This is a genomic window from Roseomonas gilardii (assembly GCF_001941945.1).
Lineage (GTDB): Bacteria > Pseudomonadota > Alphaproteobacteria > Acetobacterales > Acetobacteraceae > Roseomonas.
This window is the reverse complement of record NZ_CP015583.1, coordinates 1,195,416-1,220,972: the sequence shown is the minus strand read 5'-3', so window position 1 is coordinate 1,220,972 and position 25,557 is coordinate 1,195,416. Positions and strand designations below refer to the sequence as shown.

The following is a 25,557-nucleotide window of genomic DNA, read 5'->3' as shown; positions in this document are numbered from 1 at the left end:
CCGCGGCGCGGGTTTAGGCCGCCCGTTCGTCCCGGAATGACGCTGCCGTGATGCCCGCCTCAGAAGGCCACGTGCCCCGCGATGGCGCTCAGCAGCGCGAAAAGCGCGCCGCCGACCAGGAAGCCCACCACCGTGCCGTTGATCCGCACGAACTGCAGGTCGCGTCCGACCCGCAGCTCGATCCGGTCCGTCACGGTCCGCGCGTCCCAGCCGCTGACGACCTCGGCCACGAAGCCGGACAGGCGCTGCCGGGCGGAAGGCAACAGCGCCAGCAGCATCCGCTCCACGGCCGCGTTCACCCGGGCGCGGGCGCCGGAGTCCTCGGCCAGCACCTGGCCCGCATTGTCCAGCGCGGCCCGCGCCAGGGCCGCCAGCCTTCCGTCGGGATTGGCGGCATCCAGCTCCGCCGCCCAGCGCACCCGGTGCCAGGCATCGTCCAGCCAGCCCGCCACCACGCCATGGCGCAGGGCCGAGCGCAGCGCCGCCCCGATCTGGGCGGCGCGCTGCGGGTCGTGCTCCAGCCGGTCCAGCTCCCGCATCACCCATTCGTCGAAGGCGGCGCGCAGCCCGCTTTCCGCGTTCTCGGAATTCAGCGCCTCGTCCAGCGCGCCGTTCACCGCCGTGACCACGCGCTTGGCGAGATAGGCCCCCGCCACCCAGCCGACCACGGAGCCGCCCTGCTCGCGGACGCGCTTCTCCACCTCCTCGCGCAGGGAATGCTCCTTGTTCCGCAGCACCTCGCGGATCTCGCCCAACGCCAAGGCGAAGACGTCACGGTGCTTGCCACCCTCGACCAGCGTGCGCAGCGCATGGGCCAGGAGCTTCGTGGCGGCGGGGCCGTCGGCAAGGCGTGGCAGGATGCGCAGCATCAGCTTCTGCGCCCTTCCCTCCTGCACATTGGCGAGAAGGCGCGGCACGGAGGCGGCGATGGCCCGCGCGGCCGGCCGCGTCGTCGCCTCGTCGGCCAGGACATTGCGGATCACACCGGCGAGATCGAGCCGGGCGATGACCTTCGCGACCTCCCGCTCGGTGAAGACATGCTCCGCCACGAAGCGGCCCAGCGCGGCGCCGAGGCGCTCCTTCTGGCGCGGGATGATGGCGGTGTGCGGGATCGGCAGGCCCAGCGGGTGACGGAACAGCGCCGTGACCGCGAACCAGTCGGCGATGCCGCCCACCAGCCCGGCCTTGGCGCTGGCCTGCAACAGGTCGGTCCACCAGCCGGGCGGCAGGGCATAGGCCCCCACCGTCAGCGCCGCCATGACCAGCAGCAGCCCGCCCGCCAGGGCCTTGTGGCGCCGCAGCCGGCGGCGCAGCTCGTCCTCGCCCGCCGCCAGTGGGGGAGCAGACGGGGGAGCAGACGGGGGAGCAGACGCGGCGGCCGAGGTTTCCGGCGGCGGGACGGCGTCCTCTCCAACCGGGAAAGGCGCGGTGGGGGGAGCGGGGCTGTCCTGCATAGGGCGCGGAATTGGCGGTGACGGAAGCGCTTGTCCAGTGCCCTCAGGATGTTATGTAATAACGTATGGTCCGCCTGCCCGATCCGCTTGCCCTGTCCACCGGTGTCGCCCCTCGCCTGATTCTGGCCATCGGCCTGTCCGGGCTGCTGTGGCTGGGGGTCGCCTGGGCCATGTCCGACGGGCCCATGCCGGGCGAAGCTGCCCCCGTGGCGGGAGGCCTGTCGTGAGTGCCGTGGGCGGCATCCGCCTCCGTGACCTGACGGTGGCGCATGAACGCCGGCCGGCGGTGCACCACGTGAACGGCCTCTTTCCGGAAGGCAGCCTGACCGCCGTGGTCGGGCCGAATGGCGCCGGCAAGACGACCCTGCTGCGCGCCATCGCCGGGCTGCACACCCCCAGCGAGGGCCGGGTGGAGCGCGATTGCGGCCGCATCGCCCTGCTGCCGCAGATGACCTCGCTGGACCGTTCCTTTCCGATCACCTGCCTCGACGTCGCCATGCTCGGGCACTGGCCGCGCCTGGGCGCCCTGCGCGGCGCCTCCGCCGCCGACCGGGATCGTGCCGCGGAAGCCCTGGCGGCGGTCGGGCTGGACGGCTTCGGCCGGCGCCCGGTGGGCAACCTTTCCGCCGGCCAGTTCCAGCGCCTGCTCTTCGCGCGCCTGCTGGTCGAGGACGCGCCGGTGATCCTGCTCGACGAGCCCTTCAACGCCGTGGACGCCCGCACAGCCGCGGACCTGCTGCGCCTGGTCCGGGACTGGCACGGCCAGGGGCGCACCATCCTCGCCGTGCTGCACGACATGGACCTCGTGCGCCGGGAATTCCCGGACTGCCTTCTGCTGGCGCGGGAGGCCGTGGCCTGGGGGCCGACCGAGGCGGTGCTGACCGCGCAGAACCGCCTGCGCGCCCGGATGATGGCGGAGGGCTGGGACCAGGATGCCGAGGCCTGCGACCGTCCCGTCGCCGCCTGAGGCCCGCCTGACGCCATGCGCCTTTCCGCCACGCCGCCGGCCGGGACCCTGCCCCCGGCATGAGCGCCTATGACCTGCTCTTCTCGCCCTTCGTCGAATTCGGCTTCCTGCGCCGGGCGCTGATCGGCTGCCTGGCACTCAGCCTCGCCGCGCCGCCGCTCGGCGTCTTCCTGATGCTGCGCCGGATGAGCCTTTCCGCCGACGTGCTGGCGCATGGCATCCTGCCCGGCGTGGCGGCGGGCTTCTGGGTCGCCGGCCTCTCGGTCACGGCCATGTCCCTGGGCGGGCTGGTGGCGGGGCTGGGCGTGGCGCTCGGCGCGGGCGCGCTGTCCCGCGCCACGGGGGGGCGGGAGGATGCGACCCTGGCCGCGCTCTATCTCCTCGCTCTGGCGCTGGGCGTCGCCATGGTTTCCGTGCGCGGCGGGGCGGTGGACCTTACCCACCTGCTTTTCGGCAGCGTGCTGGGGGTGGATGACGACGCCCTGCTGATGATGGCGGGGGTCGCCACCCTGACCCTGCTCGCCCTGGCCCCCGCCTGGCGGCCGCTGGTGCTGGAATGCTTCGACCCCCAGTTCGCCGCCGCGCAGAGGGCGCATGGCGGGGCCTGGCACATGCTCTTCCTGGCGCTGGTGGTGCTGAACGTGCTGGCAGCCTTCCAGGCGCTGGGCACGCTGATGGCGGTGGGGCTGATGATGCTGCCCGCCGTCGCCTCGCGCCACTGGTCGCGGCAGATCGGCGGGCTGGCTCGCGCCTCGGTGCTGCTGGCGGCCATGGCCTCCACGGCGGGGCTGCTGCTCTCCTATCACCTCGATGTCCCGACCGGCCCGGCCATCGTGCTGGTGGCGGGCTGCCTCTGGGCCGTCTCGGTGATCGCGGGGCCGGTGGACGGTCTGTTGGCCCGGTTGCTGCGGCGGCGCCACCTGGCGGGGTAGCCGGGGCGCCGCCGCCCTTCCGTCAGAGACGGAGATTGCTGCGCGCGAGGTCCAGGATCTCGCTGCCGCGGCCGCTCATCACCGCCTTCAGCGCGAAGAGGCCGAAGCCCTTCATCTGCTCCGCCGTGATCTTCGGCGGGATAGCCAGTTCCTGCCGGTTGCTCACCACGTCCAGCAGCGCGGGGCCTTCCTCCGCCAGCACATCCCGCACCGCCGCCTCCAGCTCGCCGGGATCGGTGACCCGGCGGGCGGGGATGCCGCAGGCCCGCGCCACGGCGGCGAAATCCGGGTTCTCCAGCGACACGCCGGTTTCCAGCAGCCCGGCGGCCTTCATCTCCAGCTCCACGAAGCCCAGCGTGCCGTTGTTCAACACCACGACCTTGGCCGGCAGCTTCTGCTGCCGCAGGGTCAGCAGGTCGCCCATCAGCATGGTGAAACCGCCATCGCCGGAGAAGGAGATGACCTGCCGCTGCGGGAAGGCGCATTGCGCGCCGATCGCCTGGGGCAGCGCGTTGGCCATGGAGCCGTGCACCCAGGAGCCGATCAGGCGCCGCCGCCCGTTCATCTTCAGGTAGCGCGCCGCCCAGATCGTGGGCGTGCCGACATCGGCGGTGAAGATGGCGTTCTCCGCCGCCTGCTCGCTCAGCACGCGGGCGAGGTGCTGAGGGTGGATCACCCCCTCCCCCGGCTTCCCCTGGGCCAGCTCGTCCAGCCCCTCCCGCGCCTTGCGGTAGTGCGCGAGGCAGGAGTCGAGGTAGCGGCGGTCCCGCTTCTCCACCAGCCGCGGCAGCAGCGCCGCGATGGTGGTGCCGACATCGCCGACCAGCCCCAGGTCCAGCCGTGTGCGGCGGCCCAGATTCTCGGGGCGGATATCGACCTGGGCGATCTTCGCCTTCTGCGGATAGAACTGCCGGTACGGGAAGTCGGTGCCCAGCATCAGCAGGGCCTCGCAATTCTCCATGGCGTGATAGCCCGAGGAGAAGCCGATCAGCCCGGTCATGCCGACATCATAGGGATTGTCGTACTCGACGAATTCCTTGCCACCGAGCGCGTGGACGATCGGCGACTTCAGCACCTCCGCCAGTTGCAGCAGGGCGCCATGCGCGTCGCGGCAGCCGCGCCCGCAGAGCAGCGTGACCTTCGAGGCACCGTTCAGCATCTCGGCCAGCGCCTCCAGCGGCCCTTCCGCCGGGCGGACCACGGGTGCCATCGGCAGCAGCGCCGTGGTCGTGGCGGGCGCGATGGCGGGCTTCATCGCCACGTCGCCCGGGATCACCACCACCGCCACGCCGCGTTGCCCCACCGCGGCGCGGATCGCGTTGTCCAGCACGCGCGGCATCTGCTCGGGGCTGGAGGCCATCTCGCAATAGACGCTGCATTCGCGGAACAGGTTCTCCGGATGCGTCTCCTGGAAATAGCCGGAGCCGATCTCGGCGCTCGGGATATGCGCGGCGATGGCCAGAACCGGCACACGGGTGCGGTTGCAGTCGAAGAGGCCGTTGATCAGATGCAGGTTGCCCGGACCGCAGGAACCGGCGCAAACCGCCAGCGTGCCGGTGAGCTGCGCCTCGGCCCCGGCGGCGAAGGCGGCGGCCTCCTCGTGCCGCACATGCACCCAGTCGATCTCGCCGCGTTGGCGCAGCGCCTCGGTGATCCCGTTCAGGCTGTCGCCCACCACCCCGTAGATCCGCCGGACGCCGATGCCCTGCAGGGTCTCGGCGAAAAGATCGGCCACGCTCGCACTCGCCATGGTGTCGCTCCCGCTGGTGTCAATCGGCAGGACAACACCAGAGGCGGCGGGAAATATTCATCTGGAAGAGTCGATTCCACGCAGCCATTCGCCGGGCGCGGCCCCACTCCCCGGCGGCACGGGGAGGCCCGGATCAGTAGGGAACCTTGTCCGCCTTCGCGGCCCAGGCCTGGAAGGGGGCGATCGCCTCCTCCGCCAGGAAGCGCCGCAGCGGCAGCCGGCGTTCCCCGATCGGGCGCGCCACCTCGTCATAGATGGCGGCATCGTCGAAGCCGATGGCGGCGGCATCGGCCCGGCCATTGCCATAGGCGATCTCGCCGATCCGCGCCCACCATGTGGCGGACAGGCACATCGGGCAGGGCTCGCAGCTCGTATAAAGAACCGCTCCGTTCAGGTCGTGCGTGCCCAGGCGGCGGCAGGCGTCGCGGATGGCCGTGACCTCGGCATGGGCGGTCGGGTCGCCATCCGGCACCACCCGGTTCGCCCCCTCCCCCACGATCCGCCCATCCTTCACGATGACGGCGCCGAAGGGGCCGCCGCCCGTCTCGATATTCTCGCGCGACAGGGCGATGGCCCGGCGCATGGCCTGTTCGGGCGTCACGGTCGCGGGGGTCTGGGTGTCGGACAAGCTCGCATCCTTTCGCATCGGGCGCTTCCGCCCCATTTCTCCCGCATGAAGCCCGCGCTTTCCATCCTCGACCAGTCCCCCGTGCTCGCCGGGCGCCCGCCCGCCGACGCCATTCCCGACACGCTGGAGCTCGCCAGGCTGGCGGACCGGCTGGGCTATGCCCGCTACTGGATGTCGGAGCACCACAACAGCGAGGCCCTGGCGGGCTCGGCGCCGGAGATCCTGGTCTCCGCCATCGCCGCGACGACGCGCCGCATCCGCGTCGGCCCGGCCGGGATCATGCTGCCGCATTACAGCGCGTTGAAGGTGGCCGAGCAGTTCCGCGTCCTGTCCGCCATCGCGCCGGGGCGGATCGACCTGGGGCTGGGCCGCGCCCCGGGCTCGGACGGGCGCACCGCCTATGCGCTGAACCCGATGAATGCCCGGCAGACGGAGGACCATTTCCCGCAGCAGCTCACCGACCTGCTGGGCTGGCTGGGCGACGGGCTGGCGGCGAACCATCCCTTCGCCAGCATCCAGGCGCAGCCGCAGGGGGCGCCGCCGCCCGAGGTCTGGATGCTCGGCAGCAGCAACTACGGCGCCCAGGTCGCGGCCTATCTCGGCCTGCCCTACTGCTTCGCCTATTTCTTCTCGGACGGGCGCGGGGCGGCGGAGGCGCTGGAGACCTATCACAGCGGCTTCCGCCCCGGCGTGCTGCCCGCACCGCATGCGGCGATCTGCGTCTTCGCCGTGGCGGCGGAAACGGAGGAGGAGGCAGGGCGCCTGTTCCGCTCCCGTGAGTTGCAGCGCACCCTGCGGGAACGCGTCGGCTTCGTGCCCCTTCCCCCGCCGGAGGAGGCCGAGGCCTTTGCCTATGACGAGGCCGAGCTGCGGCGCATTGAGCGGCTGCGGGAGCATTCCGCTGTGGGCACGGGGGAGCAGGTCTGGGAGAAGCTGTGCCGGATGGCGGCGGAGTTCCGCTGCGCCGAGGTCGCGGTCGTCACCGCCTGCCACGACCCCATGGCGCGCCGCCGCTCCTATGAGCTTCTCGCCCGCGCGGCGGGGCTGGCGGAAGGCTGATAGCCGGTCACTGCCTGCCTCCGTGGGGCAGAGGCTAGCGAAAGGCGTCCGGGCGCACCCGGTGCAGACGGCGCGGCCGCCGCGGGCGCAATACCAGGAAGGCGAAGGCCAGGGTCGGGACGGAGAGGATCGGCAGCAGGCCGAACCAGGTCCCGAACCGGCGCGGCAGCAACAGGTAGGCCAGCGCCACCACCCCGGCCACCAGGACGTTCAGCAGAACGGAACCCGCCCAGCACCAGCGGGCGAGACGGAGGCGCGCGGCCTGTTCCGCCTCCTCCGCCATGCCCCGGGTGAAGGGCATGCCGTCGGAGCGGACCTCGTAGAGCCGCGCGGGATCGGGACGGAAGGAGGACGGCGCCGTCAGCGCCGCATCACCACGAAGGCCGGGCGCCCATAGCGGCGGGCCTGCCGCATCTTCCACCACAGCGTGACGAAGGCCACCAGCCCCGCCACCACGACCACGGGGATCAGCAGACCCAGCACCACGAAGGCCAGGGCGGCCATGGTCAGGCCGATCGCCACCACCGCCACCAGGGCGGCGGCCCCGCCCACCCGCAGCAGCACGCGTTCAAGCATGCCGGGCGGCTTCGGGGTGCGGAACTCACCCTCGGGCGTCATGTCGAGCAGGAGCGGACGGCGCGGTTCCTCGTTCATGCCCTGGATGTCGCCCCGCGCCCCTCAAGGTTCAAGTCTCGAAACGTATCTGGCGGTCCCGCCGCGCAACTGGTGCATCATGCGGGGCCGGGCACCGATTCGTCGGGGCCCCAACGAGAACCCAGAAAGCACCATCCAGGGAAACCAACAAGAATGCCGTGGAACCAGTTCTACGACCCATTCGGGTCGATCCTCCTGTCCGCCCTGGTGGCGGCCATCCCCGTCGCCACCATGCTGATCGCGCTGGCCTTCCTGAAGATTCCGGCCCACTGGGCGGCGATCTCGGCCCTGGTGGTGGCCTTCCTCGTCGCGGTCCTCGTCTTCGGCATGCCGGCGGGCATCGCCGGGCGCGCCACCCTGCTGGGGATCATGTCCGGCCTCTTCCCGATCGGCTGGATCGTGCTGAACATCATCTTCCTCTACCGGCTGACGGTGGCGAACGGCTCCTTCGAGATCCTGCAGCGCTCCATCGGCGGCATCACCGAGGACCGGCGGCTGCAGTTGCTGCTGATCGCCTTCGCCTTCGGCGCCTTCTTCGAAGGGGCGGCCGGCTTCGGCACGCCGGTCGCCGTGACCGCGGCGCTGCTGATCGGGCTGGGCTTCTCGCCGCTCGCCGCCTCCGGCCTCTCGCTGATCGCCAACACCGCGCCCGTGGCCTTCGGCGCCCTGGGCACGCCGGTGATCGCGCTCGCCGGGGTCACCGGGCTCGATGTCTATACGCTGTCGGCGATGATCGGGCGGCAGCTTCCCTTCTTCTCCCTGCTGGTGCCCTTCTGGCTGATCTGGGCCTTCGCCGGCTGGCGCGGGATGCTGGAGGTCTGGCCCGCCATCCTGGTGACCGGCGTCTCCTTCGCCGTGCCGCAGTTCCTGGTCTCCAACTACCACGGCCCCTATCTGGTGGACGTGATCGCGGCGCTGGTCTCCATGGCCTGCCTGGTCGGCTTCATGCGGGTCTGGCAGCCGCGCCGGATCTGGAAGGACCCCTCGCTGCGCGGCCGCGACGATTCGGTGGCCGCCGGGGACGGCCTGCGCGGCGCGGCGGCAGGCGCCACGGCGGCCCGTACCGGTCCCCGCACTGGTGGCCATGGCGCGGAGATGATGGACGCCCCGCCGGTCGCCCGCATGTCGGGCGGCGCGGCGGCCGTGGCGGATCAGGGCGCGCTGCTGCGGGCCTGGATGCCCTGGCTGATCCTGACGGTCTTCGTCTTCCTCTGGGGGTTGGAGAGCACGCGGGGAATGCTCAACGGCATCTGGTCGGCCAGCCTGCCGATCGAGGGCCTGCACCGCATGGTGGTCAAGGTGCCGCCGGTGGTGGCCGCGCCGGTGCCGGAGGGTGCCATCTTCGCCTTCGGCATCCTGTCGATGACCGGCACGGGCATCCTGGCGGCGGCGGTGCTGGGCGGGTTTCTGATGGGCTTCTCGCCCCTCGCCCTGGTGCGCGAATACGGCGCCACCATCTGGCGCGTCCGCTACTCCCTGATCACGATCGCCGCCATGCTGGGGCTGGGCTACCTCACCCGCTACTCCGGGTTGGACGCCACGATGGGCCTGGCCTTCGCCAGTACGGGGATGCTCTACCCCCTCTTCGGCACGCTGCTGGGCTGGCTGGGCGTGGCGCTGACGGGCTCCGACACCGCCTCCAACGTGCTGTTCGGCGGATTGCAGCGGATCACCGCGGAACAGCTCGGACTTTCGCCGGTGCTGATGGCCTCCGCCAACTCCTCGGGCGGCGTGATGGGCAAGATGATCGACGCGCAGAGCATCGTGGTCGCCTCCACCGCCACGAACTGGTTCGGGCATGAGGGCGACATCCTGCGCTACGTCTTCTTCCACTCCATCGCCCTGGCGGTGCTGGTCGGCCTGCTGGTGACGCTCCAGGCCTATGTGCCGCCCTTCACGGGGATGGTGCTGCACTAGCTTCGCCGGCACAGGGGCGGTTCCCCCGGAAAGGGAGCCGCCCCGCCACAGGGCAGGGCCACCGCAAGGCAAGGTCCCCGCAAGGCAGGGCCTGTTTCCTTCCTCTCCTTCATCCGCCGGTATCTTGCCGCCCGCCGGCGCCGGACGCAGGCTTGCCGCCACGACGAGCGGGGAAACGGATCGTATGGTGGGTTTCGCGGAGGTCACGCCGGCCGGGGGCGGGCAGCTTCCCCAGCCCCCGGGAAACGCGCCATCCCATCCCGTGCCGCCCGGCCTCCGCGACATCTTCCTGGCCTTCACCAAGATCGGCCTCACCAGCTTCGGCGGCGGCCTCAGCGGCTGGATGATGCGGGAATTCGTGCAGAACCGCCGCTGGCTGAGCGAGAGCGAATTCCTCAGCGGGCTGGCGCTGTCGCAGGCCTTCCCGGGCATCAACACGGTCAACCTCTCGATCTGGATCGGCTACCGCCTCCGGGGCGGCTGGGGTGCCCTGGCCGGGGCGGGCGGCATGGTGGTGCCGGCGATGCTGGTGGCCATCGCGGCCGCGGCGCTGTTCCGGCACCTGTCGCAGAACCCGGCCATCCACGCGATGATGCCCGGCGTGGCCGCGGCGGCGATCGGCCTCTCGCTCCAGACCGGGCTGCGCGCCGGGCGGAACGCCGCCCGCTCCCCGGTCCCGGCCCTGATCCTGGGCGCGAGCTTCGCCGGGATCGCGCTGCTGCGCCTGCCGCTGCTCTACGTGGTGGTGGTCCTGGCCCCCATCAGCATCGCCTGGGCCGCCCACAGCCTGCGGCACGGACGCTGACCGCAATGCCGGAAAGCCCGCTCCTCCGCCTGCTGCTGGTCTTCGTGCCGCTCTCCTTCCTGTCGGTCGGCGGCGGCCAGAGCGTGGTGGCGGACATCCACCGCCAGTCCGTCGATGTCTATGGCTGGATGAGCGATGCCCGCTTCCTGGACCTCTACGCCCTGTCCCGCCTGACGCCCGGCCCCGGCTCCCTGCTGGTCACGCTGGTGGGATGGGAGGTCGCGGGCTGGGCCGGGGCGCTGGTCGCCTCCTTCGCGATCTTCGTGCCCTCTTCGCTGCTGGTCTATGGACTGGCGATGGTCTGGGCCCGGAACCGGGGCGCGCGCTGGCAGATCGCGGTGGAGCGCGGCTTGGCGCCGGTGGCCGCCGGCATGGTCCTGGCCGCCTCCTACACCCTGCTTTCCGCCGCCGAGGGGGGCGTGCTGGCCTGGGCGGTGGCGGGGCTGTCGGCACTGGTGCTGGTGCTGACGCGGGTGAGCCCGCTCTGGCTGCTGGCGGCGGGCGCGCTGGTCTTCCTGGTCCTGCGGCACTGAGGCGCCCCTGGGGGGCAACGGGGGGCAACCGGCGCCGGCGGCACGCGTTCCCTGGCTTCACGTCACCGGGAGACAGAACAAGATGCGCGCCTTCCTGCTGGCCTCGGCCGCCGCGGCCTTCCTGGCCATCCCCGTCCCCTCGCCCGCCCTGGCGCAGGGCAGCCCCGCCATGCAGCGCATCGACCCGTCGCACCTGCTCGCGAACCGGCTGATCGACCGCGACGTCTATACCACCGACCGGGTCGAGGTCGGCGAGGTGGAGGATCTGGTGATCGACCCGTCCACGGGCCGCATCGTCACCGTGGTGATCGAGGTGGAGCGCGACCTCGGGCTGAACACGAAATACGTCGCCGTGCCGCTGGACAAGCTGAGCCTCACCGCCGGGGAACGGCGCGTGACGCTGAACATGACCAGGGCGGAACTCTCCAGCCTGCCGGCCATCGACTACCACGACTGACGGCGGCTTTTCCCTGGCCGCTCCGCCCTCCGGGGCGGCCAGGAAGGCCCGCCGGACGGATCAGATGGAGTAGTCGGGCTGCAGCGTCTGGTCCATGGTCAGGCCCGGGAAGGTGGTGTTCCGCCCCACCGGCTTGGCCGGCGCCCCGGCCACGGTGGTATAGGGCGCCACCGCGTGCAGCACGACGGAGCCGGCGCCGACCTTGGCGCCCTCCCCGATCTCGATATTGCCCAGGATCTTGGCGCCGGCGCCGATCAGCACGCCGCGCCGCACCTTGGGGTGGCGGTCGCCATGATGCTTGCCGGTGCCGCCCAGCGTCACGCCCTGGAGCAGTGACACGTCGTCCTCCACCACCGCCGTTTCCCCGATCACCACGCCCGTCCCGTGGTCGAGGAGGATGCCCTTGCCCATGCAGGCCGCCGGGTGGATGTCCACGGCGAAGACCTCGGCGCTGCGGCTCTGCATATAGAGCGCGAGGTGCTGCCGCCCGGCCAGCCAGAGCGAATGCGCCACGCGCTGCGCCTGGAGGGCGAGATAGCCCTTGAAATGCAGGAAGGGCGTCAGGAGGTCCGGGCAGGCCGGATCGCGGTCGCGCACCGCCAGCAGGTCGATGGAGGCCGCCGCGACGATGTCGGGATCGGCGAAGAAGGCCTCGCAGGCCAGGCCCGCCAGGGCGGTCGCATCCAGCTCGGCATCGGCGAGCTTGCGCGCGATCCGGTGGCCCAATGCCTGCGGGAAGGAGGAATGGCGCAGCACCGCGACGGCCATCGGCTGCGCCAGGATCGGGTCGCTCGCCGCCGCGCCGCTCGCGTCCCGGCAGAGGCGCGACCAGAGGTCCAGGGCCGGAGCATCCGGCCCGGGGGCGATACGGGACGGGGATTCGGGCCGCAGCACAACGCAGTTGGATCGCATGGCGGGGGTACTCGTGGCCATTGGAACACTTACAAATGGAACGCGGCCGCGCCGGTGCCAGATCCGGCTGCCGGCGGCCTGAGCCGGTTGCCGGAAGGCGGGCGCCGCCCGGTCACCGGCCGCGCCGCGACCGTCCATCCGGTGCCATCCTAGGCCACATCGCCGGATGGCGGAAATGTGGCGATGGCGTCACCTGCGAATGCCTGCATCCCACCCCGCCCTCCGCCCGCCGGGGGAGGGACCGCGAAATTCCTTTCCACATCCGGAATTTCTTCTGGACCTACGACACTCGCGTGCAAGAATAGGGGAAATGGAGGAATGTCACGTTGCGGTTGAAACTGCCCCAGGCGGGGGCGGCAATGCGCCTTCATACCAGGGCGCGGCTGCCTGTCATTCCGGTGAGACAGGATGGCCGGCCGTGTCATGCGGTGGCCGGAGGGGTCGCCCGGGGCCGCTGACATGCCGCTGCTGCTCGCCATCCTGATCGCCTTCGGCCTCTGCTACACCGCCCTGGAACTCGCGGAGCGGCTCCGCGCCTCGCCGGATGCCCCTTTTCAGCCCCAGGGCCAACCCCAGGGCCAACCCCAGGGCCATCCCGTCGGCCCGTCCGCCGATCCATCCGGCGAGGTCGGCAGCGGCCCGGCCGGCGATCCCTGGGCGCGGCGGGTCTGGTACGCCACCATCTCCGGCACGCTCGGCCTCGGCCTGTGGTCGATGATGGTGGTGCCGACCCTGCTGAGCCTACCGGATGGCCTGCCGGACATCCGCCCTCTCCCCGCCACCCTGTCGCTGGCCCTGCCGCTTCTCGCGGCGCTCCCCGGCGTCGCCCTGGCCCTGGGCCATCCCGCCGCGCCCGGGGCGGAAGGGCCCGGCTGGCGGGAAGCCTGGCGCCCCCTGGGCGGTGCGCTGCTGCTTGGCGCCGGCCTCCTCGCCGGCTGCCGGCTGAGCTCGCTCGCCCTGTCCACCCTGCCGCCGGATGACGCGCCCCGCACCCTGTTCCCGGCGTGGCTGATCGCCACGGCCGGCCTGGCCCTGCTGTTCCACCTGGCCCGGCGGCCGCCGCGGGAACCGCCACTGCGCTTCCTGCTGGCGATGCCGCCCGCCTGTTGCCTGGCGCTGGTGCATCCCGTCATGGAGGCGCACCTGTCGCACTGGCTGGACTTCGTCATGCTGCGGGAGCTGGGCGAGGCGATGCCGGGCCTGCTGGCCGCCATGCTGGTGGCGGGGACCCTGCTGCTGCTCGGCGTGGTGCTGACCTTCTGCTTCCTGGCACGGCGGATCAGCGAGGCGGCGCAGCGCGAGGCCGGGGCCCTGCGCCTGAGTGAGAAGCGGCTGCGGATCCTGTACCGGCGCAGCCCGCTGCCGCTCTGCGTGCTCGATGGCAACGGCGCCATCGAGCAGGTGAGCGATGCCTGGCTGGAGCTGCTCGGCCGGATGCGCCGGGAGGTGCTGGGCCAACCCCTCGCCCGCTTCATGGGCCCGGACTGCGCCCGGCGCTTCGCGGATGGCGGATGGGAGGGGGTCCTGCGGCAGCGGGAGCTGCGCGGCGTGGCCTATGACTTCCTCCACCGCGACGGCGGTGTGGTTCATGTCCTGCTTTCGGCGCGGGTCGAGCGGGATGCCAGCGGCAGCACCGTCCGCATCCTGGCCGGGCTGACCGACATCACCGCCCGGCGCCAGGCGGAGGAAGCCCTTCGGCAGTCCCAGCGCATGGAGGCGCTGGGCCAGATCGCCGCCGGGGTCGCGCACGACTTCAACAACTTCCTGATGGTGGTGAAGGGCAATCTCGACATCGCCCGGCGCGATCCCGCCCGGGCCGAGCGCGCCCTGTGCCGCGCCGGGGAAGGCGCCGACCGTGCCGCCGCCCTGGCGCGGCGTCTGCTCGCCTTCTCCCGGCGGGAGGCAACCGTGCATGAGAAGGTCTGCCTGCCGGGGCTGCTGCACGGCATGGAGGATCTGCTGCACCGTTCCCTGGCTCCTGGGATGCGGCTGGAGACCTGTCTGCCGCCCGGCCTTTGGCCGGTGAAGGCGGAGCCGGCGGAACTGGAGAGCGCCCTGCTGAACCTGGTGATCAACGCGCGCGACGCCATCGCGGAACGGCAGCCGGGACGAACGCTGCCGAGGGGGCTGGTACGCATCCGGCTGATGAACCGGCCCGCCCCGAACGCCTCGGGGATGGATCAGGCGATGGCGGGGGACATGGTGGCCATCGAGGTCGCGGATAACGGCCAGGGCATGGCGCCGGAGGTGCTGGCCCATGCCACGGAACCCTTCTTCACCACCAAGCCCGCCGGCCGCGGCACCGGGCTCGGGCTGGCGATGGCGCGGCGCTTCGCGGAAGGCTGCGGCGGCCGGCTCACGATCGACAGCCGGCCGGGCGAGGGCACCACGGTGCGGATCCTGCTGCCACGCTGCGAAGAGCCGGCCCTGCCGCCTATGCTGATGCCGGGGGCGCCCTCCGGCACGGTGGATTTCCAGGGGCGGGCGGAGGCTCCGCAGGAAATCCCGCCCGGGCCGTGAAGGCTGCGCCCCCGGGGCGAAGCCGCCCTATTCCATCACCGAGACATAGCGGTGCCGGGCGGTGTTCAGCCAGGAGGTCCGGCGCTCCACCATACGGCCGCCCGCATCCCAGGTCCGGCGCTCCATGATCAGCACGGGTGCGCCAACCGGCATCTCCAGCACGGCTGCGACCTCGGGCGAGGCCCCGTCGGCGCTCAGCAGCTCCTCCGACCGCACCACCGTCACGCCATAGCGCTTCTGATAGACGACATAGAGCTCGTCCATCGGCTCACGCCCCGCCGGCACGGTGAAGTCCGGGAAGACGGCGGCGGGCAGGCTGGTCTCGTCCAGCATGAAGGGAACGCCGTCCTTGGCGCGCAGACGCCGGACCCGGTGCAGCAGCGCATCGGCGGGCAGGTGCATGGCGGCACGCTCCTCCTCCGTCGCAGGCGTTGTGACCAGGGACAGGGCGGTCGAGGTCGGCTCCACCTGCCGGCCCTGCAGATCGCGGATCGGAAAGAAATGGAACCGCGCCCGCTCGCTGGTCTGGCGGGCCACGAAGGTGCCCTTGCCCTGGCGCCGCTCGATCAGGTGCCGGCGCTCCAGCGCATCCAGCGCCTTGCGGACCGTCCCGTGCGAGACGCCCAGTTCCTGCGCCAGTTCGGGTTCGGAAGGGAGCGCATGGCCCGGTTGCCACTCACCGGCGGCGATGCGGGCGTTCAGGATCGACTCCACCTGCGCATAAAGGGGCCGCGCATCGGGGCGGCCATCGGAAGAGGGCGGAAAGTCGCTCACTGCGTCTCCAACTCGAATCGTCGCATCGGTTGCTCGGAGCCTATGTGTGTAGCACGCTTCGTGCCGCAATGCGCCGCATCTCCCGACCGGCCCTTGGGCCGCGGGCGCGTCCAATCCCTCGCAAGGGGCTTTAAAAAGTTTCGTAACGATACAGAAAAAATCATCACGGCATCTTGTATAAGACATTAGAGCCTGTATGATCATCGCCATCGGTAACCGAAGACGGGCCGAGTTTAGGGATAGGAAACACAGGGGACGGCGCTGGGTCCTGACGAGCGCGGACCGGGGGTGGACAATACGGCTTTGCCGTGTTCCCGGCCGGACGGTTCTCGGACCCAGCGTCGTCACCCATAATTTCCGTGATATCCTCTCCCCTCCCGAAACACGCTGGACTTTCGCTCACGGCGTGGATTCGGGATGCCTTCCTGCGGCGATCCGCCCTAGCCTGCACCAGCCACGGCAACCGGGACCTCCCATGCCTGCCTTCGTGCTTGCCCTGATCCTGCTGCTGCCCTGCCTCGCCAGCGCGCAAACTGCCTCGCCACCACCGCCGCCGGATTCCCGGGATTGCGGCTGCGGCCCATCCGACAAGCCGGGCGGGCCGCGCTGAACCGGCCCGGCCGCCCGCCGGGGATGCCCCGGTTTCCTGGCTCCGGACCGGGCTGTGGAAAGGCCGGGCCCCGGGGTTCTCCCCCCCGGCGGCCCCCTCCCGGGATTATCCTCCGGGCACCTCCTCCGTGATCACCTCGAACTGCGCCAGCCAGGCGGTGCCGAAGGAGGTGGAGATCGCCACATCCGTCGCATCCCGGCCCCGCGCCATCAGGATGCGCCCGATGCGCGGCTTGTTGTGGCGGGCGTCGAAGGTGTGCCAGCGGCCGCTGAGATAGACCTCGAACCAGGCCGAGAAATCCATCGGGTCCGGCACCGGCGGCACGCCGATATCGCCCAGATACCCGGTCACGTAGCGCGCGGGGATGTTCATGCAGCGGCACAGGGCCACCGCGAGATGCGTGAAGTCCCGGCAGACGCCCTGCCTTTCCTCATGCGCCTCCCAGGCCGTCTTGGTGGCGCGCGCATACTGGTAGCCGAACTGGATGCGCCGGTGCGCGTAGTCCACGATCGCCTGCACCCTCTCCCAGCCCGGCTTCGTCTGGCCGAAGAGCGACCAGGCGAGGTTGGAGAGCTTGTCCGTCTCGCAGTACCGGCTGCCGAGCAGGAAGACGAGGACATCGTCCGGCAGTTCGTCCACGGGGTGCTGCACGGCATCCGGCACGACCGGATCGAGCAGGCCGCTGTCCTGCACCAGGAAATCCGCCGAGATGGTCAACCGCCCCGGGGGTGCGACGATGCGGGTGACGACGTTGTTGAACCCGTCCCGGTACATGCGCCAGGGCACGGACTGGCCGCTGGTGGAATGGAACTGCACGGCGACCGGGGAACGCAGATCCGGCTCGCGGTCCGGCACCACATTGATCAGCAACAGCATCGGGGTCGCGGAAGGGCATTCGAAGGCAAGGTTGTAGCCGGCACGGATCAGCATGGACGTGTCGTCTCCCGCGGCGTGGCGGCCGCATCTCGGTGGTTCCGTAACAGGACAGGCAATCCCCGGGCCAGGATCGCCCCGCCCTCCGCCGGGATGGCGAAAGCTGCAGGCGGCCGCGCCTTTGAGGGAATCGCGCTGCCATGGGCCGGTGCGATGACGCAGCAAGCGTCACCGTGGCGGAATGGTTGCAGCGCCGTCTCGTTACGGCACCGCCCGGCCACGCGAGGCGCCGGGAATCCCCGGGATCGCCCGGCTCCCGCCTCAGCCACCCCGCCTCAGCTACGCAGGGCGCGCCAGAAGCGGCGCGTGCCGTCCACCTGGTGCCGCCACCAGCCGCCCTGCACGAAGCCGGGCGGCGCATCCGGATCGCCGGTGACGGGGAAATGATCGCGCCGCCAGTCCGCGGTGCCGAAGATCCAGTCCCAGACCGGGAAAAGCACGGCGAAGTTGCGCCCCGCCTCGCCTTCCGCGAGCACGCCGTGATGCAGCCGGTGGAAACGCGGCGACACCACCAGCCTCTCCCCGAGGTGCCCGAAGGACAGCCGGATGTTGGCGTGCGACATGGCCTCGGCGAGGCGCAGGATCAGCACGGCCAGCGGGAACTGTTCCGGCGGGATGCCGATCGCGAGCGCGATGGCGCCGACCCAGGCCGCCCCGATCAGGTCGTCGATGACGTGGTTGCGGTCATCCGTCCAGAAGGTCATCTGCGTCTGCGCGTGATGGATCGAGTGTAGTGCCCACCACCAGGGCAGGGCGTGCTGCAGCCGGTGGCGCCAGTACTCGCCGAAATCCAGCACCACGACATAGAGCAGGAAAGTCAGCACCGGCCAGTCGCGCAGCGGCGGGAACAGCACCTCCAGCGAGGGGGAGACATAGCCCGTCTCCGCCAGCCAGCCGCTGAGCCGCGATTCGACGCCCGTGAAGAGCGCGAAGGCGATGAGCGGCAGGATGCCGAGCCGCGCCAGCAGCGTGTAGAGGACGTCGGTGCGGATGGCGCGGCGGTCGCGGCGCGGTTCCACCGGCTGCCAGGCCTCCAGCGGCCGGCAGACGAGATAGACGACCACCACCTGCAGCAGCCCCAGCAGCAGGAAGCCCGCCCAGCGATAGGCCTCCTCCTCCCACCCCATCAGCCCCGCCGCATAGAGGCCGGGCTGCAGGATCGTGGCGAAGAACCAGCCGGTGGCGCCGTCCAGCGCAGCGGTCAGCGTGTCGAGCATGGCATGAGCGTAACGCCACCGTATCGGGAAGGCCATGCGCGATGGCCCGATTGGCCGGTCGGGGAACGGGCCTCCTTCAGTCCTTCCCCGTGACAGGCAGAGTCGCGAAGCAGAACCCCTTCTCCTGCAAGCCAGCGATCAGCGGCTCCAGAACCCCGGCGAAGGGATCGCGCCGCGAGCGCACGCCCCAGTGCATCAGCATCACCTCGCCATCGCGCACGGAGCCCAGGGCCCGGTCCAGCAGCGCGGCGTTCGGGGTGCGGTCGCTGTCCAGCTCGTCGCCCAGGAAGCCGTTGGCGCTCCATCCCTGGTGGCGCAGGCCGCATTGCCGCGCGAGGGCCAGGGCGTTGGGCGTGGTGCGCCCACCGGGCGCGCGCCAGAGCGGCAGCACCACCGCCTCCGGCACCATCTCGCGCAGCCGCTCGACCGGGCGGCGCAGCTCCTCGCAGAGCGCCGGGCCATCCAGCACCGTGGCGCCACCGTCCCGCTGGCGGGAGGCATAGCGCACCTTCCCCAGGCCGGGATCGCCGGTGAAGTACCAGTGCCGCCAGGTGTGGCTGGCGAAGACATGCCCCTCCGCCGCCCGCGCGCGCCAGAACGCGGCCCATTCCGGGCCGAGGGTCCGGTCGCCACGGAAGGTCGGCTCGTCCGCCACGAAAAGCGTGGCCCGCACCCCACGGCGCCGCAGCACCGCCGCGATCTGCTCGGCCTCCCGCGACCAACCCGTGTCGATGGTCAGATAGACCGTACCGCGGCAGTTGGGCGGAGTTGCCGGCTGGGCCGGGGCCGGGAAGGCCGCCAGGAAAGCCAGGCAGCCGGCCAGGAGCGGCCGCACCATCCATCGCATCGCGCCGGACCTCAGCGTGGCTGCGCCGGGGCGGCGCGGTCATCCTGCGCCAGGGCCGGATCGGCGGCGCGATAGAGGATGCCGTGCGGCGAACGGCCGGCGCGCACCGTCTGCATCTCCCCCGTGGCGGGGTCCAGCACGCCGACCTTGGCCACCCAGCGCAGCGTGGCCCAGAGCCGGCCCTGCGGATCGAAGGTGATGTCGTCCGGCCCTCCCGGCGTGTCATAGACACGCTTCACCGAAAGGTCCTTCGGGTCCAGCGCGGTGACGCGGCTGTCCACGCGGCTGGTGACATAGATCACGCTGTTGTCGGGGGACGGGAAGATCTGGTGCGCGCCGCGCCCGACCGTGATGCGGCGTTCCACCACATGAGTCACGGGGTCCACCACCGAGATGAAGTCCTGCCCCATCGCGCCCACGAGGAGCTTGCCCTCGTGCCAGTGGATGCCGGCGGGATCGCGGCCGACCTCCTGCGTCCAGGCGACCTCGCGGCGCTCCAGGTCCACGGCGGCGATGCTGCGCTCGCCCTGCAGGGTGACATAGGCGAAGCGGCTGTCGGGGCTGTAGGCCAGATGGCTCGGCATATCGCCCACCCGCAGGCGCCCCTGCAGGTTCAGCGCCTGCCCATCCCAGCCATAGATGTCCACCTGGTCGCGGCGCAGGCTGGTCACCACCAGACGCTTCCCGTCCGGCGTGAAGGCGAGGTGATAGGGGTTGCTGATCCGCTCCCGCCGCAGCACCGATCCGGTGGCGGGGTCGAGGAAGAGCATCTCGTTGCCGCCGGAATCCCCGACCAGGATCTGGCTGCGGTCCGGCGTCAGGGTGAGGTGATGGACCTCCCGCAGCACCGGGATGCGCCGGATCTCCTCGCGGCTGCGCCCATCCAGGATCTGGATGTTCGCCTCGCCCGAATTGAGCACGAAGACCAGATCCGGCGACGCGGCCAGCACCCCCTGCAGCGGCAGGGCGGCGAGGAGGGCAAGCCCGGTCAGCCCTCCGGCCAGGCTCTTGAAGCGCATGGGACCTCGTCCTCCGGGGTGGATGCCTTTGCCGCGGAGGGAGACCCCCCGTCCGTTGCGCCGATGACTAGCACAGGATGGCCGGGCGCAGGAGATGCCGGCGCGCCCGGCATGGGGCGCGCCGTCGCCGGGCCGTCAGCCCGCCGGCTGGTCCGTCGCCGGCTCGAAGCGCAGCGCCACGCCGTTCATGCAGAAGCGCATCCCGGTCGGCGGCGGCCCGTCCGGGAAGACATGGCCGAGATGGCCATGGCAATGGGCGCAATGCACCTCGGTCCGCACCATGCCATGGGCGCGGTCGGTGGTGGTGGCCACCGCGCCCTCGATAGGCCGGAAGAAGGATGGCCAGCCCGTGCCGCTCTCGAACTTCGTCACGGAATCGAAGAGCGCCTCGCCGCAGCCGGCGCAATGGTAGGTGCCCGCCCGCTTCTCGCCGTTCAGGGGCGAGGAGCCGGGGCGTTCCGTGCCGTGCTCGCGCAACACGCGATAGGCCTGGGGCAGGAGGCAGTGGCGCCACTCCTCCTCCGACCGGCGCGCCGCCTCGTCCATCACCTGATCCTTCCCGCTCATGCCGCACGCTCCTTCAGCCGATGCGCGAAGCTCTTGCGGAACTTCGTCACCTTCGGCGCGATCACCGCCCGGCAATAGCCCGACCAGGGCGTGCGGGCGAAGTAGTCCTGGTGCTCCGCCTCGCCGGGCCAGAATTCCGGCGCGGGGGCAAGCTCGGTCACCAGCGGCGCCGGGTAGAGGCCGGCCTCGGCTACCTCCGCCATCACCTCCCGCGCCACGCGCTCCTGTTCGGGCGAAGTGGCGAAGATGACGCTGCGGTACTGCGGCCCGACATCGGCGCCCTGGCGATCCTTGGTGGTGGGATCGTGGATGGTGAAGAAGACACGCAGGATGTCGGCATAGGAGATCACGGCGGGGTCGAAATCGACCTTCACCACCTCCGCATGGCCGGTCCGCTTGCCGCAGACCTGCTCATAGGTCGGGTTCGGGACCGTGCCGCCGGCATAGCCGGAAACGACGGAGGCAACGCCCTCCAGGTTGCGATAGACGGCGTCGAGGCACCAGAAACAGCCACCGCCCAGGATGGCCGTCTCGGAGTTTCGGGAGACGGGATCGGTCATGCCGCCCATGTGGGGTGGTCCCGGGCCTCTGCCAATGCCACGCGCCGGTCGCCCAGGACGGTGCCGGATTCAGTCGGAACAGCCGCCCCCCGGGTGGCCGGGAAGCTGTCCCGGCCGGCCGAAATGGAAGCCCTGGCCGAAGCCCACGCCCAGTTCCCGCATCAGCCCCGCCTCGGCCTCGGTCTCGATCCGCTCCGCCACCACCGCGGCGCCCAGGGACTGCGACAGTTCCACGATCGCCGTCACGAAGCTGCGGTCGCGCGCACTGCGCAGGGCGCCCTGCACATAGACGCCGTCCAGCTTCACGAAATCGACCTGGAGCGCGCGCAGGTAGCGGAAGGCCGAGGCGCCCGCGCCGAAATCGTCGAGGCAGACGGCCACCCAGCGGTCGCGCAGGAACTGCACGCTGCGGATGGCCTCGTCCTCGTCGCCGATCTGCGCCGTCTCGGTGATCTCCACCAGCAGCCGCTCCGCCAGATTCGGCCGGGCGTCCAGCAGGCTCTCCATCTTCCGCCGGAAGACCGGGCTTTGCAGCGACAGGCCGGACAGGTTGACGGCGATGCGCGGCATCGCAGGCCGCTGCGCCACCTGGGCGACGCTGTGCAGCACCGCCCAGTCCAGCTCCTCGGCCAAGCCGATGGCCTCGGCGAAGGTCACGAATTCCTGCGGCCCCTTCAGCGGCAGGTCCTGGATGGGCCGGGGGCGCAGCAGAGCCTCGTAGTGGTGCACGCGTCCATCCTGCAGGCCGACGATGGGCTGGTAGGCCATGTGGAAGCGCCGTTCCGCCAGGGCGCGCCGCATCGCCTCGCTGCGCAGGGTGGCGGAGGCGAGGAAGCCCTGCAGCCCCTGGTCGAAGCCCCAGTCGTTCAGCCCCTCCTGCCCTTCCTGCGCGAAGGCGGACAGGGCATGGCGCAGGGCGCGCGTGGCCTGGACCACGTCGAGCCCGGGCGCCGTCAGCGGCATGTCGAGCGCGCGGAGCCGCGTCTCCTGCCCTCCCCGGGCCAGGGCGGCCTCCACCCGGGCCGCCAGCTTCGCGAGATCCGTCATGCCGCCCCTCAGGCCATGCTCCGCCTGCTCCCCGGCCAGTCCCTCATCGCCTCCGGCCCGGCCCCGGCCTGCCTCGTCGCGTTCCGGCCCGGCCTCCCTCGGCGGGGGATTCGCCGCGCCGCCGGACACGATCCCATAGCGCCCCGGAGCGATCCGTCCCGCCACCCCGTCGCCGTCGTCACCGGCCAGCATCGCCTCGCGGATCTGTTTCAGGATGTCGCTCCCATTCTCCTCGAGTTCGAGGAAGCCCATGGAGGAGGCCGCCTCCCCCTCCCGCAGGCGCTGTTCCGCGACCCGGGCCAGCGCCTCCGGTCCCAGATCGGTCTCCCCGGACAGGTCCAGCATCCCTTCCGGCACCGCCGAGAGGCAGAGGCAGAAGCGCAGCCCCTGGCGATGCGCGAAGGGCAGGCCGGACAGCAGCATCGACCGCCGCTCGCGGGTCCGCAGGCGGAACAGCATGGGCGGGATGCGTTGCTGCGCGCCCAGCAGCATGAGCGTGTCCTCCAGGCGTTCGCGCTCCTCCGGCGCCAGGAGCCGGCGGACGGGGGTGGCGAGGAAGGCCTCCGGCGCCTGCCCGAAACGCTGCTCGAAACTGCCGGCGGCATAGGTGATGATGCCGTCGGGGCGGATCTCCACCAGCAGCTCCGCCGCGGCCAGGGCGAAGGTCACGTAGCGTTCGTGTCGATCGGCCTGGTCATGCTCCGTCTCCGGCGCCGTGTCGGCCCCGCGGCGGCCGCCGGGAAACGTCATGGCCGGTCTCCCGCCCGCGGGGCCTCTGCCGGAAGCGCCGGTCGGGACGGCGTGGCCGGCCGTGCCGTGCCGCCCGCGCCCGTGGAAAAGCGTCGCATGCCTCGGATATCCTGAATCGTCTGCGCGGCGTTCTGTTTGCGGCAAGGGTCCATCCCGGACAGCAAAGCGCCAAACGGTTGAAAAACCCTGAGCCCCGGGCGCGCGGTCGCGAAAAAACCCGCCGGCGGCAGCCCCCTTTCCGGCTTCCCCACCGCCCGGGGGCCTTCCCCAAAGCGGCGATCGGGCGGAGGCTGGCGGCAATGATCTTCCCATCGCCACACCCCGCCGCCCTGCCCGAGGGCGCGGCCGAGACCCTCGGCTTCGACCCCGCCCGACTCGCCGAGGCCACAGGCTGGGCGCAGACGCAGGAAAGCCCCTTCCCCCGCGACCTGCCGGCCTATCTCGCCTCCGGCCATTTCGAGCCGCCGCCGGGCAACGAGATCCTGGGCCCGGTCGAGCCGCGCGGCGCGCCGAACGGGCTGATCCTGCGCCATGGCCGCGTCGCCGCCCGCTGGGGCGATACGCGGCAGGTGGACCGCACCTTCAGCGTCGCCAAGTCCTGCCTGTCCCTGCTGGCGGGCATCGCCGTGCTGGACGGGCTGATCCGCGACCTGGACGAGCCGGTCTCGGCCGGTGTCTCCGACCCCGCCTTCGCCGGCCCGCGCAACGGCGCCATCACCTGGCGCATGCTGCTGTCCCAGACCAGCGAGTGGGAGGGCACGCTGCACGGCAAATCCGACGTGCTGGACCGGGGCCGCGACCTGCAGCGCGAAGGCAAGGCGCCCAAGGGCTGGGAGCGGCCTTTGCAGCCGCCGGGCTCCTACTGGGAATACAATGATGTCCGGGTGAACGCCCTGTCCCTGGCGCTGATGCTGCGCTTCGCCCGGCCGCTGCCGGAGGTCTGGGCGGAACGGATCATGCGCCCGATCGGCGGCAGCGAGGACTGGTCCTGGGACGGCTACCGCACCGCCTCCGTCACCCTGCCCGGCGGGCGCACGGCGCTCTCGGTGCCGGGCGGCACGCATTGGGGCGGGGGCATCCGCACCCATGCGGAGGACCAGGCGCGGCTCGGCCTGCTGATGCTCGCGGGCGGGATCTGGGACGGACAGCGCATCCTGCCGCCCGGCTGGGTGGCGGCCAGCGGCACGCCCTGCCCGCTGCACGAGGATTACGGGCTGCTGTGGTGGCTGAACCGCTCCGGCCGCTTCCCGGAAGCCGATCGCGAAAGCCTCTTCGCCCAGGGTGCGGGCGGCAACGTCATCTGGATCGAGCCGGCGACGCGGATCGTCGCGGTGTTCCGCTGGCTCGACCCCGCCGCCCTGCCCGAGACCATCGCGCGCATCAGCCGCGCCCGCACCATCTGAACGGGACCGCCATGGACGCCCCCATCGCCCATTCCGCCGAAGCGGAGATCGCCGCCCTGCACGCGTCGCTGCCGACGCTCGACACGCATGTGGACATCCCCTGGCCCGACATGCCCGATCCGCATGGCGAAACGCCGCGTCAGGTGGACTTCCCCAAGATGCGGGCCGGCGGGCTGAAGGGCGTGGTCTTCATCGCCTATACGCCCCAGGGGCCGCGCACGCCGGAGGGCCAGGCCGCCGCCGGAGAGCGCGCCGAGGCCATGCTGCGCGCCATCCGCGCCACCGCCGATACGGAACACCGGCTCGTCACCACGCCGGACGAACTCGCCGCCGCGCAGGCTGACGGGGCTTTCTCCGTGCTGCTGGGCGTGGAGAACGGCAATGCCATGGGGCACGACCTGTCACGGCTGAAGCTCTGGCGCGATCTCGGCGCCTGCTACGTCACCGTCACGCATGACGGGCACAATGACCTGTCCGACGCCGCCCGCCCCAAGCCCGAGCTGGGCGATGGCCCCACCCTGCATGGCGGGCTGAGCGAACTGGGGCGACAGGCAGTGCGGGAAATGAACCGGGTCGGGCTGATGGTGGACATGTCCCACATCGCCCGCAGCAGCTTCTTCCAGGCGGCCGAGATCTCGCGGGCGCCGGTGCTGGCCACCCACACCTGCTGCGCCGCCCTGCGCGCGCATCCGCGCAACCTGGATGACGAACAGCTCGACATGCTGAAGCAGGTCGGCGGCATCGCGCAGATCACCGCCGTCCCGGCCTTCCTGCGGGCACCGGACGCGGATGGCCGGTTCCGCGCCTCGGTGGCCGACATGGCGGATCATGTGGAGCACGCGGTGCGGCGCATCGGCATCGAGCATGTCGGCCTGTCCAGCGACTTCGACGGCGGCGGCGGGGTGCAGGGCTGGCGCCATGCCGGGGAGACACCGGGCCTGACCGCCGAGCTGGCGCGCCGTGGCTATGACCGGCAGGCACTGGAGCTGCTCTGGTCCGGGAACTTCCTGCGGGTCTGGCGCGCCGCGCTGGCAGTTGCCGGGATGTAGAGGGATCAACCGGCCGAGTCTCTGGAGGCGCCCCGCGAGGGCATGACACAGCACAAGATCGGCGTTTTTTGCAATCTTGGATTGTTTTTAACTCATAGCTTCATGAACTCTGGGTAGTGGTTTTTCCTTCATTGTCGCTTCAGCAGATGTTAACCTTTTTGCACCGCACCCATTCCCCTTCGGGACATGGCGG

Annotated in this window: 26 protein-coding genes; 12 read left to right on the top strand and 14 right to left on the bottom strand. The window is 71.3% G+C overall.

Annotated elements, in window-relative coordinates:
• Positions 1-59: 59 nt before the first annotated feature.
• Positions 60-1,454: a DUF445 domain-containing protein gene (locus RGI145_RS05385; protein WP_237183213.1), complete on the bottom strand. Its 1,395-nt coding sequence runs from the start codon at positions 1,452-1,454 to the stop codon at positions 60-62.
• A gap of 65 nt (positions 1,455-1,519) precedes the next feature.
• On the opposite strand from RGI145_RS05385, the gene RGI145_RS24940 reads away from it, so the two are divergent.
• From RGI145_RS24940 to RGI145_RS05375, 3 genes are read left to right on the top strand one after another with little or no spacing between them, the layout of a single operon-like run.
• Positions 1,520-1,681 carry a hypothetical protein gene (locus tag RGI145_RS24940; protein ID WP_156878443.1) on the top strand — a complete coding sequence of 54 codons (162 nt, stop codon included), beginning with the start codon at positions 1,520-1,522 and terminating at the stop codon, positions 1,679-1,681.
• Positions 1,678-2,421: a metal ABC transporter ATP-binding protein gene (locus RGI145_RS05380; protein WP_418314494.1), complete on the top strand. Its 744-nt coding sequence runs from the start codon at positions 1,678-1,680 to the stop codon at positions 2,419-2,421. The genes RGI145_RS24940 and RGI145_RS05380 overlap by 4 nt, the downstream gene beginning before the upstream one ends.
• A 59-nt stretch (positions 2,422-2,480) precedes the next feature.
• Entirely contained in the window at positions 2,481-3,353 is an 873-nt protein-coding gene (locus RGI145_RS05375) for a metal ABC transporter permease (protein ID WP_075797551.1), read from the top strand.
• A 22-nt stretch (positions 3,354-3,375) separates the two neighbouring features.
• Here RGI145_RS05375 and poxB read toward each other — a convergent pair whose 3' ends face one another.
• Together poxB and RGI145_RS05365 are read right to left on the bottom strand one after the other, a co-directional pair.
• Positions 3,376-5,103, bottom strand: coding sequence for a ubiquinone-dependent pyruvate dehydrogenase (gene poxB, locus RGI145_RS05370; RefSeq protein ID WP_075797550.1), 1,728 nt, complete (start codon positions 5,101-5,103; stop codon positions 3,376-3,378).
• A 133-nt stretch (positions 5,104-5,236) separates the two neighbouring features.
• The gene (locus RGI145_RS05365; protein ID WP_314281818.1) at positions 5,237-5,731 is read right to left on the bottom strand and encodes a nucleoside deaminase; all 495 of its coding nucleotides are present in this window, start codon (positions 5,729-5,731) and stop codon (positions 5,237-5,239) included.
• A gap of 45 nt (positions 5,732-5,776) precedes the next feature.
• On the opposite strand from RGI145_RS05365, the gene RGI145_RS05360 reads away from it, so the two are divergent.
• Entirely contained in the window at positions 5,777-6,790 is a 1,014-nt protein-coding gene (locus RGI145_RS05360; RefSeq protein ID WP_075797549.1) for an LLM class flavin-dependent oxidoreductase, read from the top strand.
• A gap of 34 nt (positions 6,791-6,824) precedes the next feature.
• Here RGI145_RS05360 and RGI145_RS05355 read toward each other — a convergent pair whose 3' ends face one another.
• Together RGI145_RS05355 and RGI145_RS05350 are read right to left on the bottom strand one after the other, a co-directional pair.
• On the bottom strand, positions 6,825-7,091 hold the full coding sequence (locus tag RGI145_RS05355; protein WP_075797548.1) for a hypothetical protein: 267 nt from the start codon (positions 7,089-7,091) through the stop codon (positions 6,825-6,827).
• A 59-nt stretch (positions 7,092-7,150) separates the two neighbouring features.
• The gene (locus RGI145_RS05350; protein ID WP_027279980.1) at positions 7,151-7,444 is read right to left on the bottom strand and encodes a hypothetical protein; all 294 of its coding nucleotides are present in this window, start codon (positions 7,442-7,444) and stop codon (positions 7,151-7,153) included.
• Between the two features lie 153 nt (positions 7,445-7,597).
• Here RGI145_RS05350 and RGI145_RS05345 point away from each other — a divergent pair, with 153 nt between their 5' ends.
• From RGI145_RS05345 to RGI145_RS05330, 4 genes are all read left to right on the top strand, one after another.
• Entirely contained in the window at positions 7,598-9,361 is a 1,764-nt protein-coding gene (locus RGI145_RS05345) for an L-lactate permease (protein ID WP_075797547.1), read from the top strand.
• A gap of 184 nt (positions 9,362-9,545) precedes the next feature.
• A complete protein-coding gene (locus RGI145_RS05340; protein WP_075797546.1) occupies positions 9,546-10,166 on the top strand; it encodes a chromate transporter in 621 nt (206 codons plus the stop codon).
• A 5-nt stretch (positions 10,167-10,171) separates the two neighbouring features.
• Complete coding sequence (locus RGI145_RS05335) at positions 10,172-10,699, top strand: chromate transporter (RefSeq protein ID WP_075797545.1); 528 nt, start codon at positions 10,172-10,174, stop codon at positions 10,697-10,699.
• An 82-nt stretch (positions 10,700-10,781) separates the two neighbouring features.
• A complete protein-coding gene (locus RGI145_RS05330; protein ID WP_075797544.1) occupies positions 10,782-11,156 on the top strand; it encodes a PRC-barrel domain-containing protein in 375 nt (124 codons plus the stop codon).
• Positions 11,157-11,216: 60 nt separating this feature from the next.
• Here RGI145_RS05330 and cysE read toward each other — a convergent pair whose 3' ends face one another.
• Positions 11,217-12,068, bottom strand: a complete 852-nt coding sequence (gene cysE / locus RGI145_RS05325; protein WP_075797543.1) for a serine O-acetyltransferase — start codon at positions 12,066-12,068, stop codon at positions 11,217-11,219.
• Positions 12,069-12,491: 423 nt separating this feature from the next.
• On the opposite strand from cysE, the gene RGI145_RS05320 reads away from it, so the two are divergent.
• On the top strand, positions 12,492-14,588 hold the full coding sequence (locus RGI145_RS05320) for a two-component system sensor histidine kinase NtrB (RefSeq protein WP_156878442.1): 2,097 nt from the start codon (positions 12,492-12,494) through the stop codon (positions 14,586-14,588).
• Between the two features lie 27 nt (positions 14,589-14,615).
• On the opposite strand, the gene RGI145_RS05315 is transcribed toward RGI145_RS05320, so the two are convergent.
• The gene (locus RGI145_RS05315; RefSeq protein ID WP_027279987.1) at positions 14,616-15,362 is read right to left on the bottom strand and encodes a GntR family transcriptional regulator; all 747 of its coding nucleotides are present in this window, start codon (positions 15,360-15,362) and stop codon (positions 14,616-14,618) included.
• A 475-nt stretch (positions 15,363-15,837) separates the two neighbouring features.
• Between RGI145_RS05315 and RGI145_RS26005 the strand changes: the two genes are divergently transcribed.
• Positions 15,838-15,972 carry a hypothetical protein gene (locus tag RGI145_RS26005; RefSeq protein ID WP_257787113.1) on the top strand — a complete coding sequence of 45 codons (135 nt, stop codon included), beginning with the start codon at positions 15,838-15,840 and terminating at the stop codon, positions 15,970-15,972.
• A gap of 105 nt (positions 15,973-16,077) precedes the next feature.
• Here the strand turns inward: RGI145_RS26005 and RGI145_RS05310 are convergent, their stop codons facing one another.
• The 7 genes from RGI145_RS05310 to RGI145_RS05280 form a co-directional block, all read right to left on the bottom strand.
• A complete protein-coding gene (locus tag RGI145_RS05310; RefSeq protein WP_075797541.1) occupies positions 16,078-16,902 on the bottom strand; it encodes a transglutaminase-like domain-containing protein in 825 nt (274 codons plus the stop codon).
• Positions 16,903-17,180: 278 nt separating this feature from the next.
• Positions 17,181-18,122 carry a sterol desaturase family protein gene (locus RGI145_RS05305; protein ID WP_075797540.1) on the bottom strand — a complete coding sequence of 314 codons (942 nt, stop codon included), beginning with the start codon at positions 18,120-18,122 and terminating at the stop codon, positions 17,181-17,183.
• Between the two features lie 76 nt (positions 18,123-18,198).
• On the bottom strand, positions 18,199-18,960 hold the full coding sequence (locus tag RGI145_RS05300; RefSeq protein WP_237183212.1) for a polysaccharide deacetylase family protein: 762 nt from the start codon (positions 18,958-18,960) through the stop codon (positions 18,199-18,201).
• Between the two features lie 20 nt (positions 18,961-18,980).
• A complete protein-coding gene (locus tag RGI145_RS05295; protein WP_075797539.1) occupies positions 18,981-19,988 on the bottom strand; it encodes a YncE family protein in 1,008 nt (335 codons plus the stop codon).
• A 135-nt stretch (positions 19,989-20,123) separates the two neighbouring features.
• Positions 20,124-20,534: a peptide-methionine (R)-S-oxide reductase MsrB gene (gene msrB / locus RGI145_RS05290; protein ID WP_208863972.1), complete on the bottom strand. Its 411-nt coding sequence runs from the start codon at positions 20,532-20,534 to the stop codon at positions 20,124-20,126.
• A gap of 17 nt (positions 20,535-20,551) precedes the next feature.
• The gene (msrA, locus tag RGI145_RS05285) at positions 20,552-21,124 is read right to left on the bottom strand and encodes a peptide-methionine (S)-S-oxide reductase MsrA (RefSeq protein ID WP_083670439.1); all 573 of its coding nucleotides are present in this window, start codon (positions 21,122-21,124) and stop codon (positions 20,552-20,554) included.
• Positions 21,125-21,184: 60 nt separating this feature from the next.
• A complete protein-coding gene (locus RGI145_RS05280; RefSeq protein ID WP_075797537.1) occupies positions 21,185-22,912 on the bottom strand; it encodes an EAL domain-containing protein in 1,728 nt (575 codons plus the stop codon).
• Between the two features lie 299 nt (positions 22,913-23,211).
• Here RGI145_RS05280 and RGI145_RS05275 point away from each other — a divergent pair, with 299 nt between their 5' ends.
• Both RGI145_RS05275 and RGI145_RS05270 read left to right on the top strand, forming a co-directional pair.
• On the top strand, positions 23,212-24,315 hold the full coding sequence (locus RGI145_RS05275; RefSeq protein ID WP_075797536.1) for a serine hydrolase domain-containing protein: 1,104 nt from the start codon (positions 23,212-23,214) through the stop codon (positions 24,313-24,315).
• An 11-nt stretch (positions 24,316-24,326) separates the two neighbouring features.
• A complete protein-coding gene (locus RGI145_RS05270) occupies positions 24,327-25,364 on the top strand; it encodes a dipeptidase (RefSeq protein ID WP_075797535.1) in 1,038 nt (345 codons plus the stop codon).
• Positions 25,365-25,557: the final 193 nt, after the last annotated feature.

What these genes read in the sequence shown, in the direction of transcription:
- RGI145_RS05385 (WP_237183213.1), bottom strand. Translation starts at nt 1,454, where the DNA reads ATGCAGGACAGCCCCGCTCCCCCCACCGCGCCTTTCCCGGTTGGAGAG.
- msrB (WP_208863972.1), bottom strand. Translation starts at nt 20,534, where the DNA reads ATGGACGAGGCGGCGCGCCGGTCGGAGGAGGAGTGGCGCCACTGCCTC.
- RGI145_RS05280 (WP_075797537.1), bottom strand. Translation starts at nt 22,912, where the DNA reads ATGACGTTTCCCGGCGGCCGCCGCGGGGCCGACACGGCGCCGGAGACG.
- RGI145_RS05375 (WP_075797551.1), top strand. Translation starts at nt 2,481, where the DNA reads ATGAGCGCCTATGACCTGCTCTTCTCGCCCTTCGTCGAATTCGGCTTC.
- RGI145_RS05345 (WP_075797547.1), top strand. Translation starts at nt 7,598, where the DNA reads ATGCCGTGGAACCAGTTCTACGACCCATTCGGGTCGATCCTCCTGTCC.
- RGI145_RS05330 (WP_075797544.1), top strand. Translation starts at nt 10,782, where the DNA reads ATGCGCGCCTTCCTGCTGGCCTCGGCCGCCGCGGCCTTCCTGGCCATC.
- RGI145_RS05335 (WP_075797545.1), top strand. Translation starts at nt 10,172, where the DNA reads ATGCCGGAAAGCCCGCTCCTCCGCCTGCTGCTGGTCTTCGTGCCGCTC.
- RGI145_RS05340 (WP_075797546.1), top strand. Translation starts at nt 9,546, where the DNA reads ATGGTGGGTTTCGCGGAGGTCACGCCGGCCGGGGGCGGGCAGCTTCCC.
- poxB (WP_075797550.1), bottom strand. Translation starts at nt 5,103, where the DNA reads ATGGCGAGTGCGAGCGTGGCCGATCTTTTCGCCGAGACCCTGCAGGGC.
- RGI145_RS05300 (WP_237183212.1), bottom strand. Translation starts at nt 18,960, where the DNA reads ATGGTGCGGCCGCTCCTGGCCGGCTGCCTGGCTTTCCTGGCGGCCTTC.
- msrA (WP_083670439.1), bottom strand. Translation starts at nt 21,124, where the DNA reads ATGGGCGGCATGACCGATCCCGTCTCCCGAAACTCCGAGACGGCCATC.
- RGI145_RS05350 (WP_027279980.1), bottom strand. Translation starts at nt 7,444, where the DNA reads ATGAACGAGGAACCGCGCCGTCCGCTCCTGCTCGACATGACGCCCGAG.
- RGI145_RS26005 (WP_257787113.1), top strand. Translation starts at nt 15,838, where the DNA reads ATGCCTGCCTTCGTGCTTGCCCTGATCCTGCTGCTGCCCTGCCTCGCC.
- RGI145_RS24940 (WP_156878443.1), top strand. Translation starts at nt 1,520, where the DNA reads ATGGTCCGCCTGCCCGATCCGCTTGCCCTGTCCACCGGTGTCGCCCCT.
- RGI145_RS05270 (WP_075797535.1), top strand. Translation starts at nt 24,327, where the DNA reads ATGGACGCCCCCATCGCCCATTCCGCCGAAGCGGAGATCGCCGCCCTG.
- RGI145_RS05305 (WP_075797540.1), bottom strand. Translation starts at nt 18,122, where the DNA reads ATGCTCGACACGCTGACCGCTGCGCTGGACGGCGCCACCGGCTGGTTC.
- RGI145_RS05320 (WP_156878442.1), top strand. Translation starts at nt 12,492, where the DNA reads ATGCGGTGGCCGGAGGGGTCGCCCGGGGCCGCTGACATGCCGCTGCTG.
- RGI145_RS05310 (WP_075797541.1), bottom strand. Translation starts at nt 16,902, where the DNA reads ATGCTGATCCGTGCCGGCTACAACCTTGCCTTCGAATGCCCTTCCGCG.
- cysE (WP_075797543.1), bottom strand. Translation starts at nt 12,068, where the DNA reads ATGCGATCCAACTGCGTTGTGCTGCGGCCCGAATCCCCGTCCCGTATC.
- RGI145_RS05360 (WP_075797549.1), top strand. Translation starts at nt 5,777, where the DNA reads ATGAAGCCCGCGCTTTCCATCCTCGACCAGTCCCCCGTGCTCGCCGGG.
- RGI145_RS05355 (WP_075797548.1), bottom strand. Translation starts at nt 7,091, where the DNA reads ATGCCCTTCACCCGGGGCATGGCGGAGGAGGCGGAACAGGCCGCGCGC.
- RGI145_RS05275 (WP_075797536.1), top strand. Translation starts at nt 23,212, where the DNA reads ATGATCTTCCCATCGCCACACCCCGCCGCCCTGCCCGAGGGCGCGGCC.
- RGI145_RS05295 (WP_075797539.1), bottom strand. Translation starts at nt 19,988, where the DNA reads ATGCGCTTCAAGAGCCTGGCCGGAGGGCTGACCGGGCTTGCCCTCCTC.